The following is a 13,439-nucleotide window of genomic DNA, read 5'->3' on the forward strand; positions in this document are numbered from 1 at the left end:
GAGGTTTGCCGCCCGCTTCCTTCAGATTCCACGTCGCCGTAGACACCCTTGCGCTTGGCTAACTGTTACTTCTGCCTTCACAGTTCGGGACTCGCACCCTATAGATTACGCCCATGCCGGGCACACCGAAAAAACGCTGAAGCGCAATGCTTCAGCGTTTTTTCGTATTCATACAAATTTTAATCCGGAAATCACTTCGAAAAATCAAGCTTCTCCAGCGTCTGTTTCAAACTGCCGCCTATCACCAGTGAACGGGTATCGACACCGAGCTGGGATAACGTGATGGCAATCTCAGAACGGATGCCCGTCAGAATTGCTTTGACGCCCACCATACTCAGTGCCTGGACGATTTTCAGGATTTGTTCAGCGACCATCGAATCGACTTTCACCACACCGGACAGATCGATGACCAATGTGGAAATGCGCAGGTTATTAACCGCCGTCAGTGTTTTTTCCAGAATATACTGGGCACGGTCAATTTCCAGATCTCCGACAAGCGGCAGAATGGCCACATTATTGGCAATGGGGACAACCGGTGCTGAAAGCTCAAAGAATTCCCGGCGCGCGGTATCGATTTTCTGCTGATAAGCGACAATATAGGCGCTGCTGTAGGAATACATGGCATGGTCCATTAAAGTATGGAAAAATTCCGTTGCTTCAAAAAGTACTTCCATGTCGATGCCTTGCAGCTTGCCTTCTGTCTTGATCAATTTCGCCAGGTGTTTGCGGTAGATGGAAGACTCAGCCAGTGCGGAATCCAGCATCATATTCGCTTCAAGGAAATAGCGGCCGGTGGCAAGTCCCCAGGACTCGATCGCCTCGTATACTTTCTTTTCATCACAGGAATTCTGCAATGATTCACCCAGAAGCTCGATGAAACCGGCTCTTGCCTTGGTAACCTGTTTCTGGAATGCTTCATCCCGGTCAATTGCTGTTTCACCTTTGTTTGCCATAACCTCTTCGTTGATCAGTTCAGCTATCAGGTATTTATCTTCAATTACGCGCTGCCCCAAAACTTCATAGTCTCTATTCATCAGTACCTCCATGAGCTTGCAGTTAGTGTATTAGTTGAATTTATTATACCTGTAGAGAACGCGTCCGTGTACAGCTTTTTTTGCAAAATCGGAAAAGTGTTTTGTGGATTCGGGAAAATTCAGGAAACTGACAGGTACGCCCAGATTTTTTTGATGATTTCATCGGCATCGCTGACATGCGGGCTATGGCCTTCGGCATCCAACAGCCTGTATTCGCTATTTTTAATGCGGCTGTGCACATATTCCCCGACAGCTTCCGATGCCACTGCATCATTTTGGCTTTGCAGAATCAGCGTCGGCACTGCCACTTTCTCCAGCTCGGCGCGGACATCAGAAAGGAATGTCGCTTCCGCAAAATCCCGGAGGACTTCAGCATCATTGGAGCATAACAATTGCTCAAATTCAGCCGCCAGATGAGGACGGCTGGCATTCTGCATAACAAGCGGAGACAGAAAACGCGCAAATTCGTTGTAATCGCCTTCAATCATCCGGAGCATCCCTTCGAGGTCTTCCTTTTCAAATCCGCCCTGATACCCCGGCTCACTCAAAAAATAAGGTGATGGACCGATCATGATCAGATTTTTCATCAATTCGGGGCGTTCAACCGCCGCCAAAGCACCGATCATGCTGCTGACCGAATGTCCGATGAACACAATATTTTCCAGCGACAGCGCATCGCATAATTCCAGAAGGTCCTTCTTGTAGCCATGCAATGTCCGGTAGCGTTCCCTATTATAAGCGGTTTTATCGCTTTTCCCGGAGCCGACATAATCGAACAGCACCACCCGGTATTTTTCTTCAAAAGCAGGCGCTATCTGATCCCATACATATTGATCGCAGCCAAAACCGTGGGCGAACACCAGCACTTTCTGGCCTTGCCCGGCAATATTGACGTTATTTCTTTTGATCACTTGTGCAGCCAAATTCTTTGTTGCCGTCATCCGCTTCGTCACTCCTTGCATTGTAATCCCGTTTTCCAGTTTGACAAGATAATTCATCTTACCAAAGCCAGTCCGGATACCCTAAGGAAACTACTTTCTAATATCAATATTTCACCAAAGTTATACCAACAAATCCGCAATAATAAACCACAATTACAGCACACAAGAAAATCCTGCCACCAAGACAGGCTCTGCAATCAGGAGGTCCACGGAAGGATAGCCCACTGAAGTTTTTCAATAGCTCTATCATACCAGAAACAAGGTGTTGTCCACACGTACAATTCTTCTGAATAGCAACGGAAACAACAAAAAGAACTTATGATTCTCAGCAGCAAAAGATCCCCCCGGCTTGATTGAAGAATGTCCGGCACAATTGGCGCCAGGCACTCAATGAAATTTAAATTACGACATACAAAAAAGCCGGCCAAGAAGCGGCCGGCTCAATTTATCTTTTATTGCTTACGTGCTCTCAATGCCATTGTTGTAGTCAATGCCGCAAGCATCAGTCCTGCGAAGATCCATAGGTACGGAATTGTTCCGGCACCTTCAGCTCCGCCAAGACCAGTGGCAGGCATTTTGTCCGGCATTTCTTTACCACCGAACTGTTCAGGGAATTGATCCGTGATAGCCGCTGACAATCCAGCTGCCGGCATAGTCATGTGTGCGTAAGCTGCACGCATTTCAGAATATGCTGTTTCGTAATCACCAGCTGCATAAGCATCGAACGATCCAAGCAATTGGCTTACGTGAGTTGTTAAACCTTCTTCCAAAGCATCAGCCGGAACGCGTCCTTCTGTAGCTGCGTCAAGCAAAGCCGCCTGTTCGACGATGTACCCGTCAAGGTCTTCTTTCGCTTGAGCCTTTGCTTCTTCATCACCGGCGTCAGTCGCTTTTACATAATCAACGAAGTAGCCGATGTGGGAACCCCAGATTTCTGCGAACTGTGCGCCTGCTTCTTCACCGTAGACTGATCCCACTGCTGCAGAAAGGTCGTCTGCGTTGGCAAGCAATGCGCCAGCTGCCTGGTCGAAGCTTTCCGCTCCATCAGCGCCGTCCTGCATAGCCATTACAGCTAAGCCAGCGTGCTCAGTGAATGTGTAGTTCAATTGTGCGCGCAAATCGATTGCTGGTGTATCAGGGTTTGTTCCTTCAAACTTGTCCGGGAATTGAGTAGTGATTGCGATTGACAAGCTTTCAGCAAACATGCTCATGTGTTGGATTGCTTCACGTTCGCCTGCATATGCCGGTTCAAAGTCACCCGCTACATATTGGTCAAAAATAGTGATCAATTGGTTTACGTGAACATCAAGTCCTTCTTTTACCGCTGCTGCAGGAAGATTTCCTTCAGTTGCAGTATCAAAGAATTCTGCTTGTTCAACTTTATACTCTTCAAGTTCAGCCAAAGCTGCATCTTTTGCCGCTTGGTCGCCTTCGCCTGTTGCAACGACGTAATCAACGAAATAGCCGATGTGCGAGTTCCAGATTTCCTGGAATGCCGCTCCGCCTTCTTCACCGTAAACAGAAGATACTGCTGCTGTCAGGTCATCCGAGTTTGCAAGCAATGCTGCAGAAGCCTGATCAAAATCTTCTGCTCCGTCAGCGCCTTTTCTCATTGTTTCGATTGCGAGGAAAGCATGCTCGGTTAATACTGTGTCAAGTGCGATTCGCAGTTCAGCAGCTGGTGTAGCTGTACCCATTTCTGCTGTTTGGGCTGATTCTGAATGGGAAGATCCGTGGCTGTCCGCCAATGCCGCCGTTGGTACCAACATTGCCAAGCTAAGTGGAAGTGCTACTAAAAGTTTGTTCATTTTCATACTGAATCTCTCCTTTTTCCTGTTTTTTTTTTTCGTTCTGCCTGTATAACGCAGGCGGATCTTTTTTAGATCACATTTTTTCAAATAAAATTTGGGAAACGGAATATCGGTGAGTGGATGAACGGAGTTGCGAGCGGCAAAAGCCTGTGGTGGCAAGCAAAAGAGTCGTTTATGACTTTTTCGCCCCTTTCTTTTCTTCCATATAAAAAGAGCGGTCCAGAAAGTGGACCGCCCTTTAACCAAGTGCGCAGTTGTCTAAAGGCTGCCCACTTGTGCTTTTCTTCTATTGTTGAGTTTCAGCCTGAATTGCAGATGGACCAAACCGAAAAATCCGGAAGGTTCAAAAACCCTTCATTTTAATTTCTTTTTAATGTACTGGACGATTTTCCGCAATTCCACAGCGCTCGGACGTCCGTAAGGGCTGGTCTGCTGCTGCTGATACAGAACATTGCCTTTTTCATCCAGCAAATAATGGGCAGTTTCCCCATGTGCACCGTGATCCTCATACGGCGCATCTTCGCGATGATAATGCACGCCATACTGCTCAAGCAGGTCGCGTGAGGCATCGGCCAAAACCGGGAAGCTCAGGCTGTGTTCTTGTTTCATCGCTGCTGAATCTTCCTTGTTATCCATTGAAAGAGCCGTGAAATAGACACCTCGTTCTTCGAAATAGGAAGTGTTCGCTTCAAGTTCTTTCAAGTCCTGATTACAGACGCCACACCATGCGCCTCTGAAAAAAACGATATACCTCCAGCCCGGGCGTTCTGTTAAATCTTTTTCGAGTGAATAAGTACCTCCTTCAGCAAGCGGCAGTTCAAATAACGGTGCGGGTTGTCCCAATTGCAGATGTTTCATAAATTATTCCTCCTTCGTTCATTTTTCTTTTTTCCCACTCCTTCTGCGGTTGCAGGTTGCCCGCTTCCCTTTCCAGGCGCAAAGTGAAGAAAGAAGGGATGTGGGCAACTGGACAGAGGGGGCATGCTTCACTCCTTCAGTCCAATTCCAGCAGTCCTATTAAATCTGAAAAAATGTAATCCGGCGGCAAGCCGAGTTCCTCCACGGGCAAATTCTTCCGATTGATCCACGCCGTGCGAAAACCGAAATTTTTAGCTCCGGAAATATCCCAGCCATTTGAAGACATGAACAGCACTTCCTGCTTCTCCACCCCCAAAACTTCCAAAGCGTATTGGTAAGAAGATGGCGCCGGTTTGAATTGTTTGATTTCGTCCATACTGATTATACGGGCAAAAACATTTGCCAATCCGGCATGTTCAATCAGCGGATCGAGCATGTCGTGCGAACCGTTGGAAAAAACGATCAGGTCCTTGCCTTCCAATTGCTTCAGAACTCCTTCTGCTTCAGGGTACAGGGGCAGACGGCGGTAGGCTTCCAGCAGTTGCCGCTCTGCCTTTTCGTCAGACTCTTTTCCCAGTTCATTCAGAGCATATCTTAAAGCCTGCCGGGTGATGGTATGGAGAGTGGCATAATTCCCCATCATCTGCCGCAGCAAAAAATACTCCACCTGCTTGGTTCTCCATCGCTGGCTGATTTCTTCGCCGTGACCAGGAAACAAGGTTTCACACTCTTCCTTTATCCCAATAACATCAAACAAGGTTCCATAAACATCGAAAATATACGCTTTGACAGTAGAACTCATCCTGCCCCCTCCTTCAATGATCGAAACTGCACCCGGCTTGCTGCGGAGCATCCCGCTGGAACCAGGACTCGAGCGGTTCCTTTTCTGCTATACCCTAAATCAGTTGCCGCACTCGGACTTGCCCTCGCTTTTTTTCAGGAGGCAGTCTTCAGGCAGCTGCCACAGTCATTATCCATGTTCCCCCGCCAACAAACTGTAAGCTGGCTTACATAGTCAAAGTCCGGCAATTCCTCTTGGAAGACATTCGGCCGTTTAATTGTCTCCCAGCAGAAAAAGACAGCCCTTCTCGAAAGAAGGGCTGTCCCGTAGTACTGGAATATTTCACAAAATCATTTCACAGCCAATTAATGCGTCGGCAGTTTCGCGTTATCGCTCTTGAAGATTGCCAGCTGGTTAATCAGCTTCTGGCTGCCTGCATCGAGGCCGACGATTTCGACTTCATTGGCTTTCTCCCTGAACTTCAGAACGACCCGGTCCACCGCTCCAACACCGGAATCATCCCAGATATGAGCATCCGTGAAATCGATGACCACTTTTTCATCTTCAATATCGTAATCGAATTTCTCCAGGAAATCCTCAACCGATGCGAAGAACAGCTGGCCTTCCACATTATAATGTGTGGCATCAAGCAATCGCTTCTGCACTTTGATCTTCGAAATCTTGGATACGAAGAAAATCGCACTCAACAAGACTCCGGCAAGGACTCCGATGGAAAGGTCATGCGTGTACACAACGATGGCGACCGTCGCGACCATAACGATCGAGTCCGATTTTGGTGCCTTTTTCAAGTAATTGAACGACGACCAGTCAAACGTACCGATGGATACCATAATCATGATGCCGACCAAAACCGGCATCGGAATCTGGATTACGACGTTGCCCAAAACAATGATCAGGAACATCAGGAAAGCACCTGCAACAAGAGCTGACAGCCGTCCTCTACCCCCGGACTTCACATTGATGATGGACTGTCCAATCATGGCACAGCCCGCCATTCCGCCGAAAAATCCAGTGATGAAGTTGGCAATTCCCTGCCCGCGTGATTCTTTGTTTTTATCACTCGACGTTCCTGTCATATCATCGACGATATTGGCTGTCAGCATGGATTCCAAAAGTCCGACAATCGCAAGTGCCAATGAAAATGGCAGGATGATCATAAAGGTTTCCAGATTGAACGGCACATCCGGCAACAGGAAGGACGGCAGCGTCTGGCTGATTGTTCCAAGGTCTCCTACTGTCCGCAATTCAAACCCGGAATAGATGGCAACAGCTGTCAGGACAACCAATGCAATTAATGGCGCCGGTATTGCCTTGAAGAATCTCGGGACAATATAGACGATTGCCAAGGTAATGGCCACAAACACATACGTTATGTTATTGATGCCCAGAAAATGCGGCACCTGCGCCATGAAAATCAGGATTGCTAGGGCATTCACGAAACCGATCATTACCGCACGCGGGATGAACTTCATGACTTTCGCCACTTTAAACACACCGAACAGAATCTGGATGACTCCTGTCAGAACAGTTGCAGCGAGCAAATATTCCACACCATGATCGCGCACCAGCGGCACCATCAACAGCGCCATCGCGCCGGTAGCAGCGGAAATCATTCCGGGACGCCCGCCGACAAATGCGATAATGACGGCAATGCTGAATGAAGCATACAAGCCGACCATCGGATCGACACCCGCAATAATTGAGAAGGCAATGGCCTCCGGTATCAGGGCAAGGGCAACCACAATCCCCGCAAGGACATCCCCGCGTACATTTCCGAACCACTCTTTTTTAATAGTTTCAACCACAATATCTTTCTCCTCTTATTGTTTATTTTTAAACGCCTTTCGGCTGGCCTGAAAGCCATGATTTTTTCACAATGTGAATAGTGTATCACCGAAACTCCATAAACGGAACCTTTTTGGTCCTTTCAGAAAAAATAAATATGATATAATAGAAGGAACTTGTAAGGTGAGGGGTTTTTAATGTGAACATTGGCTATGCGAGGCCCATAGATGGGGATTTAACTTGCGAGAAACAGCAAGCGGTACTTGAAGAATTGGGCTGTGAAGAAATTTTCATCGAAACTCATTCTTCCCCGAAAAAAAGAGACGAACTGAAACTACTGTTGGAGCAGCTGGAGAATGGAGATCGCATCATCATCCAGAACCTCCATGTGCTGGCAGATACCACCCGCCACCTGGTCGAGCTGCTCAAAGTACTGAATCAGAAAGGCATCACACTTTACTCTGCCAGTGAACAGATCGATACGGCACCCGACAAATTGTTCGCTTTTCAAAAAATCGTTCAATGCCTCGCTGATTTCCAGAGTGATTCGATCAGTGCAAAAACAAAGGCCGGGCTCACGATGGCGAAAGAAAAAGGCATGCATGCCGGACGGCCGAGAAAACCGGATGCCAATGTGAAAAAAGCCATCGAGATGTACGAAAGCAAAAAGTACAACCTGGCAGAGATCAAAGAAGAAACCGGCATCAGCAAATCAACGCTGTACCGCTATCTGGAGAATTAATATCCAATTATTGGACCAAACAAAAAGAGCGCCGAGGCGCTCTTTTTTCTTTGCCAGTTTATTCACTGAGCTCTTTCACCGGCGGAACGGCCATTGCAGCGGCGACCACGCCAAGAGCCGGCAGCAGCATCAACAGCCATAACACTTCATCATAGCCGCCAAATCCGTCAAAGAACAAACCGAACGGCAGCGGGCCAAGTGCTGAACCGATGACCATGACCGCCATCGCGATCCCATTGATGCTGCCGATGTATTGTCTGCCGTAATAGTTGGGCCAAACGATACTCAGCGTCACCCGCTCGATACCGGAGATAATTCCCCATACCACGCCAAAGAGGATCGCCATGGAAATTACGTCCGCCTGCAACAACAGCAGGATAAATCCAATTTCACCGATAAACAGCAGAACCAGCATCCATCGGACCGCAATTTTATCCAACAAGTAGCCTGCCAGGAATGTCACGGGAAATCCGATGACTGCCATCAGGCTCAGGACAAGTGCGGCTGTTTCAGGTGCCAGCGTTTTTTCCGAAAAGATGGAGACAAGGTGGAATGTCATGCCGGTGTTGACCAATGCCGGTATCGCGACACAAAATAACAATAGCCAGAAACTCCTTGTTTTTCGGGCTTCTTTCACTGTCCAACTGATGTCCGCAGACAGAGATTTTTGATGTTCTTCTTCTGTCAGCAAGTTTTCTCCGTCAGGCCTGAGACCGATATCTTCCGGTTTATTGCGGATCAGCAAAATTGCCAATGGCGTAAAAATCACCAGCACTGACAAACCGAGTATTGTCCAGGCCATGCGCCAGCCGACCATCTCAATCAGCCAGACATTCAATAATGGGAATACCGCGGATCCGACCATTGCCCCCAGTGCCGCAAGACTCAGGGCCCGCCCCCTTTTTTTGATGAACCATTGCGGAACAAGAGACTTGGCAACAAGAGACATTGACCCCTGGCCCAGCAAACGGATAAAAAAGAAACCGATGAAGAGCATGAATATGTTGATGACGAGTCCATTAAAAATACAGGCAATCGCCAATAAGACAGATATGATCACAGACATCTTTCTTGCTCCCTGGCTGTCGATCAGCCTGCCAACGACAAAAAGGAGAAAGCCGGCGAGCAAAGTGGCCGCTGAGTAAATACCCGACACCATTGAACGGCTCCAGCCAAATTCTTCTATGTAATAATCAATAAAAATTGCGTTGGAAAAAGTCTGGCCCGGTCCAGAAAAGAAATAGGAAAGCGCTGCAATCGCCACGATTACCCAACCATAATAATATTTTGTATGTAAAGGTGGTGTGCTGTTCAATCTGAGCTCTCCTTTCTGATGTTTTTCACATCAACGAAATAACAAGAGGGTCCCATGCGGAACCCCCTTGTTTTATTCGCATGTTGTTTTATTTTACAATAAGCACTGGACAGTTGGCACGTTTTACCACTTTATGGCTGACGCTGCCAAGTACCATTTCCTGCAAGCTGTTCAATCCGCGGCTGCCGATGACAAGAATATCGAAATGTTCCTCATTGGCATATTCCACAATCGCCGGACCCGGAGTTCCGTGCAGAATTTCAACGCGGTATTTGATATTGGCATTGGCTATTGCCTCTTCAACCGGCTGAACTTTCTTTCGGCGCTGCAAATCCAATTCTGCAGAACTGCCGCTGTGCAATACATCGTTCTTCGCATTGGCGTGATCGGCAACATAAACGATGGTAATTTGTGCCTCGCGGTTAGCCTCTGCAACTTTCACTGCTTCTTTTGCTGCGCGGACGGAATGATCTGAACCATCCACAGCCAATAATATTTTGTTATACATCTGTCGACACTCCCTTTTCTCTTTTAATGAGTCGGCAATTTCGCATTATCACTGTTGAAAATCGCCAGCTGGTTGACCAGCTTTTCACTGCCGGTATCCAGGCCGACTACTTCGACTTTATTGCGGTTTTCCCTGAACTTCAGGACAACCCTGTCTACAGCCCCGACACCGGAATCATCCCAGATATGGGCGTCAGTGAAATCGATTACGATATCTTTATCTTCCACTTCAAAATCGAATTTGTCCAGAAAATCATCGACAGAAGCAAAGAATAATTGTCCCTGCACCAGATATTGGGTGGATTCGAGCAGTTTTTTCTCCACTTTGATTTTCGAAATTTTGGCGACAAAGAAAATGGCACTCAAGACTACTCCTGCAATGACGCCCTGTGATAAATCGTGCGTATAAACGACAATCGCAACCACTGCAACCATAACGACGGAGTCGCTGAGCGGTGCTTTTTTCAAGTAATTGAATGATGACCAGTCGAATGTTCCGATGGCTACCATAATCATGATGCCGACCAGAACCGGCATCGGGATCTGAACGACCCATTCACCGAGCACGATGATCAGGAACATCAAGTAGACACCGGCGAGTAAAGAAGACAAACGGCCTCGGCCGCCGGATTTAACGTTGATGATGGCCTGTCCGATCATGGCGCAGCCCGCCATTCCGCCGAAGAAACCGGTGACGAAATTGGCAATCCCCTGGCCACGCGATTCCTTGTTTTTATCACTTCCAGTTCCTGTCATATCATCGACGATATTGGCCGTCAGCAAAGACTCCAACAAACCGACGATGGCGAGTGCCAATGAAAACGGCAGGACGATCATAAATGTTTCAATTGTAAACGGTACATTCGGAATCAGGAAAGACGGCAATGATTGGGTGATGGTTCCCAAATCTCCGACTGTCCGGAGTTCAAACCCGCCAAAAATCGCGGCTCCTGTCAGAAACACCAGAGCAATCAGTGGAGCCGGTATTGATTTAAAGAATCTTGGAACGAGGTAAACAATGATTAGCGTAATCGCCACGAAGATATAGGTTATATTATTGATACCGAGGAAATGCGGCACCTGTGCCATAAAAATCAGAATGGCCAAAGCGTTAACAAAGCCGATCATAACTGCACGCGGTATAAATTTCATGACCTTCGCCACTTTGAAGACGCCGAACAAAACTTGGATAACCCCGGTCAGTATGGTGGCAGCCAGCAAGTATTCCACACCGTGGTCCTGCACCAGCGGCACCATCAATAACGCCATGGCACCAGTCGCGCCGGAAATCATCCCTGGGCGCCCTCCCACAAACGCAATAATGACGGCAATGAGAAACGAAGCATACAGGCCGACCATCGGGTCAACGCCTGCAATAATGGAAAAGGCAATGGCTTCCGGTATCAAAGCAAGAGCCACGACCAAACCGGCAAGCGCATCTCCTTTAATATTAAAAAACCATTCTTTCTTAAGTTTTACTAACATGTCTTTCTCCTTCTATGTTTTATTTCGTATGGCATCGTTTAATGGAGCCAGCTGATATTGCAATGTGAACAGTGTAGCACCGTTTTTCCCGAAACGTAACCATTATGGGAAAAATATTTGATTTGTGATAGAATAGAAATACTATCAAAGGTGCTGAAATTGAGATATATTACATTGTATAAAGAACTGTTTTAAACGACCAAGACGTCTATCTCATTCCCCATCCATAATGCACCATCCAAAAAAGGAGTTTTTACATGAACAGCAAGAAATGGCCGACCCATAGCATTTTGGCAATAGCTGTACTGGCCACCTGGTTAAAAACCTACATTGTCTATAAGACGGGATTTTCCATCACAATCGATAACTTTATGCAGGAATTCATCCTGTTTCTCAGTCCCTTGAGCCTATTATTATTTCTGTACGGCGCAGCCCTCTTCATGAAAAAGCCGGCCAACAGGAATCGTTATCTTGTGGCAATGACATTAGTGACGTCCATTATCCTTTACGCGAATATTGCGTTTTACCGGTTCTTTTCGGATTTCATCACATTGCCGGTCCTTTTCCAGACCGATAATTTCGGAGATCTCGGTTCCAGTGCCGCCGCCAGCATTTTCCTCACGGACATCTTTTACTTTTCAGATGTCATCCTTGTGCTGATCGCCATCAAATTCATTCCGGTGGCAAAAGAAGAAGTGGCATCCGTAAGTGGCCGAAGAGCTTACTTCATCTTATCGGGAGCAGTGCTGTTCCTTAACCTTGGATTGGCGGAAGCGGAACGTCCACAGCTTCTGACACGAAGCTTCGACCGTGAGATGCTGGTGAAAAATATCGGCATGTACAATTACCATCTTTACGATGTCTACATCCAGTCCAAATCACAGGCGCAGCGCGCATTGGCCGACAGCTCGGAGCTCGTGGAAGTAAACAACTATGTGCGGACTCACCACGTTGATCCATCACCGGATATGACCGGCATTGCTGAAGGCAAAAATCTGATCATCGTTACGCTGGAATCGATGCAGACCTTCACGATCAATGCGGAGATGAACGGCGAGACCGTCACCCCTTTCCTGAACGGGCTGACGGAAGATGAAGACACGATTTATTTCCCGAACTTCTACCACCAGACCGGTCTCGGAAAAACTTCGGATTCAGAATTCCTGCTGGAAAACTCCCTTTATCCTTTAGGCGGCAGTGCTGTATTTTTCACGCACGCTGGCAACACCTATAATTCGATGGCTGAAAAGCTCGGCAACCAGGGATATTCAACAAATGTCCAGCACGCCAACACAAAAAGTTTCTGGAATCGCGATATGATGTACGATTCCATGAACATCGACGAATTTCTCGACATTCAAAGCTATGAAATCGGAGAAGGGCAGGCCGTCAACTGGGGCATGAAAGACATTCCTTTCTTTGAACAATCCGTTGCGCATATGAAGGAAATGCCGCAGCCTTTTTACAGCCGCCTGATTACGTTGACCAATCATTACCCTTTCACATTGGATGAGGAAGACAAAATGATTGATGAATTTGATTCCAACTCCGGTACACTCAACCGCTTTTTCCAGACCACCCGTTATTTGGATGAAGCTGTTAAGGAATTATTCGACGAACTGAAAGCACAAGGTTTGTATGAAAACTCTGTCATCATGCTGTACGGGGACCATTACGGGATTTCTGAAAATCACAATGCGGCGATGGCACAATACCTGGGGAAAGAAATAACCCCGTATGAATCCGCCCAGCTGCAGCGCGTACCTTTCTTCATCCACATCCCAGGATCCGGTGAAGGCCACGTCAATGAAAAAATCGGCGCCCAAATCGATATGCGGCCGACACTCTTGAATCTGCTCGGAGTGGATACAGAATCAGATGTGCAATTCGGCAATGATTTGTTTGCTCCGGAAAAAGAGGAATTCGTGGTTTTCCGCGATGGCCGTTTTGTCACGAAAGAGTATGTTTACGCGGGAAATTCCTGCTATGAAAATGGCACAGGAGACCTCATAGACCAAAGTTTCTGCGAACCTTATATTGATGAGGCTGTTGCAAAATTGGAATATTCTGATAAAATGATTATCAAAGACTTATTGCGATTCTACGATGAAGAAACAGGGGAATTGATAGACATCGAATAATAATGCGGAAAGGAAAAC

General features: G+C 47.2%; 11 protein-coding genes. 2 read left to right on the forward strand and 9 right to left on the reverse strand.

Translation table 11 applies throughout. The features are described from left to right. Positions 1-191 precede the first annotated feature (191 nt). The 6 genes from DIJ65_RS02760 to DIJ65_RS02785 all read right to left on the reverse strand — a co-directional run bounded on the left by DIJ65_RS02760 (position 192) and on the right by DIJ65_RS02785 (position 7,251). Positions 192-1,034, reverse strand: a complete 843-nt coding sequence (locus DIJ65_RS02760; protein WP_071152307.1) for an STAS domain-containing protein — start codon at positions 1,032-1,034, stop codon at positions 192-194. 119 nt (positions 1,035-1,153) lie between these two features. After that, positions 1,154-1,975, reverse strand: coding sequence for an alpha/beta fold hydrolase (locus tag DIJ65_RS02765; protein WP_071152312.1), 822 nt, complete (start codon positions 1,973-1,975; stop codon positions 1,154-1,156). Positions 1,976-2,427: 452 nt separating this feature from the next. Next, positions 2,428-3,789 (reverse strand): copper amine oxidase, encoded by a 1,362-nt coding sequence (locus tag DIJ65_RS02770; protein ID WP_071152313.1) that lies wholly within the window; start codon positions 3,787-3,789, stop codon positions 2,428-2,430. A gap of 351 nt (positions 3,790-4,140) precedes the next feature. After that, on the reverse strand, positions 4,141-4,644 hold the full coding sequence (locus DIJ65_RS02775) for a peroxiredoxin family protein (protein ID WP_071152308.1): 504 nt from the start codon (positions 4,642-4,644) through the stop codon (positions 4,141-4,143). A gap of 136 nt (positions 4,645-4,780) precedes the next feature. Beyond that, a complete protein-coding gene (locus DIJ65_RS02780; RefSeq protein WP_071152309.1) occupies positions 4,781-5,446 on the reverse strand; it encodes a haloacid dehalogenase type II in 666 nt (221 codons plus the stop codon). A 344-nt stretch (positions 5,447-5,790) separates the two neighbouring features. Beyond that, the gene (locus tag DIJ65_RS02785) at positions 5,791-7,251 is read right to left on the reverse strand and encodes a SulP family inorganic anion transporter (RefSeq protein WP_084226104.1); all 1,461 of its coding nucleotides are present in this window, start codon (positions 7,249-7,251) and stop codon (positions 5,791-5,793) included. 179 nt (positions 7,252-7,430) lie between these two features. Between DIJ65_RS02785 and DIJ65_RS02790 the strand changes: the two genes are divergently transcribed. Beyond that, positions 7,431-7,973: a recombinase family protein gene (locus DIJ65_RS02790; protein WP_117299397.1), complete on the forward strand. Its 543-nt coding sequence runs from the start codon at positions 7,431-7,433 to the stop codon at positions 7,971-7,973. Positions 7,974-8,031: 58 nt separating this feature from the next. Here the strand turns inward: DIJ65_RS02790 and DIJ65_RS02795 are convergent, their stop codons facing one another. The 3 genes from DIJ65_RS02795 to DIJ65_RS02805 form a co-directional block, all read right to left on the reverse strand. Next, positions 8,032-9,288: an MFS transporter gene (locus tag DIJ65_RS02795; RefSeq protein ID WP_117299395.1), complete on the reverse strand. Its 1,257-nt coding sequence runs from the start codon at positions 9,286-9,288 to the stop codon at positions 8,032-8,034. An 88-nt stretch (positions 9,289-9,376) separates the two neighbouring features. Next, the gene (locus DIJ65_RS02800; protein ID WP_117299393.1) at positions 9,377-9,796 is read right to left on the reverse strand and encodes a universal stress protein; all 420 of its coding nucleotides are present in this window, start codon (positions 9,794-9,796) and stop codon (positions 9,377-9,379) included. A gap of 23 nt (positions 9,797-9,819) precedes the next feature. Further along, positions 9,820-11,280 carry a SulP family inorganic anion transporter gene (locus DIJ65_RS02805; RefSeq protein WP_117299391.1) on the reverse strand — a complete coding sequence of 487 codons (1,461 nt, stop codon included), beginning with the start codon at positions 11,278-11,280 and terminating at the stop codon, positions 9,820-9,822. Between the two features lie 257 nt (positions 11,281-11,537). Here DIJ65_RS02805 and DIJ65_RS02810 point away from each other — a divergent pair, with 257 nt between their 5' ends. Next, complete coding sequence (locus tag DIJ65_RS02810; RefSeq protein ID WP_071152261.1) at positions 11,538-13,421, forward strand: LTA synthase family protein; 1,884 nt, start codon at positions 11,538-11,540, stop codon at positions 13,419-13,421. Positions 13,422-13,439: the final 18 nt, after the last annotated feature.

Origin of the sequence: Planococcus salinarum (genome assembly GCF_007004625.1) — a bacterium.
Taxonomy (GTDB): domain Bacteria; phylum Bacillota; class Bacilli; order Bacillales_A; family Planococcaceae; genus Planococcus; species Planococcus salinarum.

What these genes read in the sequence shown, in the direction of transcription:
- DIJ65_RS02765 (WP_071152312.1), bottom strand. Translation starts at nt 1,975, where the DNA reads ATGACGGCAACAAAGAATTTGGCTGCACAAGTGATCAAAAGAAATAAC.
- DIJ65_RS02770 (WP_071152313.1), bottom strand. Translation starts at nt 3,789, where the DNA reads ATGAAAATGAACAAACTTTTAGTAGCACTTCCACTTAGCTTGGCAATG.
- DIJ65_RS02780 (WP_071152309.1), bottom strand. Translation starts at nt 5,446, where the DNA reads ATGAGTTCTACTGTCAAAGCGTATATTTTCGATGTTTATGGAACCTTG.
- DIJ65_RS02805 (WP_117299391.1), bottom strand. Translation starts at nt 11,280, where the DNA reads ATGTTAGTAAAACTTAAGAAAGAATGGTTTTTTAATATTAAAGGAGAT.
- DIJ65_RS02800 (WP_117299393.1), bottom strand. Translation starts at nt 9,796, where the DNA reads ATGTATAACAAAATATTATTGGCTGTGGATGGTTCAGATCATTCCGTC.
- DIJ65_RS02810 (WP_071152261.1), top strand. Translation starts at nt 11,538, where the DNA reads ATGAACAGCAAGAAATGGCCGACCCATAGCATTTTGGCAATAGCTGTA.
- DIJ65_RS02775 (WP_071152308.1), bottom strand. Translation starts at nt 4,644, where the DNA reads ATGAAACATCTGCAATTGGGACAACCCGCACCGTTATTTGAACTGCCG.
- DIJ65_RS02760 (WP_071152307.1), bottom strand. Translation starts at nt 1,034, where the DNA reads ATGAATAGAGACTATGAAGTTTTGGGGCAGCGCGTAATTGAAGATAAA.